This is a genomic window from Oleiphilus sp. HI0079 (assembly GCF_001635105.1).
The window spans coordinates 1-689 of the sequence record NZ_LWFT01000155.1 but is presented as its reverse complement, the minus strand read 5'-3'; the positions used below and the strand labels follow the sequence as shown (position 1 = coordinate 689).

Here is a 689-nt window from a genome sequence, read left to right as displayed (position 1 = left end):
GGTGATCAGCGAGCTTAAAGCCAAGCTTGGTGATACAGAGCTGTTGGTGATTACCGTTCCTGAGCACGAAGTGCCTCTGCATGATGCGGTTTCAAGTTATCTCTTTAATAGCCAGTTGGTGACTACCAGCGAAGGTGAAATGATGCTCGTTGTGCCTTCGGAATGTGATGATACGCCGTCTGTGCAGCGCTTCCTCAAGAAGCTTGTGGCAGGCGATAATCCGATTCGAGAAGTGATGAGTTTTGACCTCAAGCAAAGTATGAAGAATGGCGGTGGTCCTGCCTGTCTGAGATTACGTGTTGCACTAACGGAAGATGAGTTAGCTGCGGTCCACCCAGGGGTTCTAATGACGGATAATCTCTATGGTATCTTGTCGGCGTGGGTCGAGCGCCACTACAGAGATCAGATTTCGCAATCAGATTTGGCCGATCCGAGANTGATTGCTGAGTCGATGACTGCACTTGATGAATTGACGCAATTACTGGGTTTACCTGCGATTTACGCGTTTCAGCATTAGTCCCGCGCGTTGACCAATGGGCACCTTATTATTGGGGAAAATAAGAAACTCACGCTCATTTTGAACGGTATACTCTGAGCAAGGCGAACGTGAGACCATCTCGCCTTGTTCGAATTCTTTAAAATTGGCCGCGTCCTCAGACACAAGTAGCTCAAATGCGGCATCATCCTTG

1 protein-coding gene and 1 pseudogene are annotated in these 689 nt (G+C 48.5%); one reads left to right on the top strand and one right to left on the bottom strand.

Annotated elements, in window-relative coordinates; all coding sequences use genetic code 11:
- Positions 1-517 (top strand): N-succinylarginine dihydrolase (locus A3750_RS02310; protein WP_197474819.1); only part of this gene is annotated, 517 nt, incomplete at its 5' end.
- On the opposite strand, the pseudogene A3750_RS26715 reads toward A3750_RS02310, so the two are convergent.
- Positions 488-689, bottom strand: a pseudogene (locus tag A3750_RS26715) (succinylglutamate desuccinylase); the annotation flags it as partial. The gene A3750_RS02310 and the pseudogene A3750_RS26715 overlap by 30 nt on opposite strands.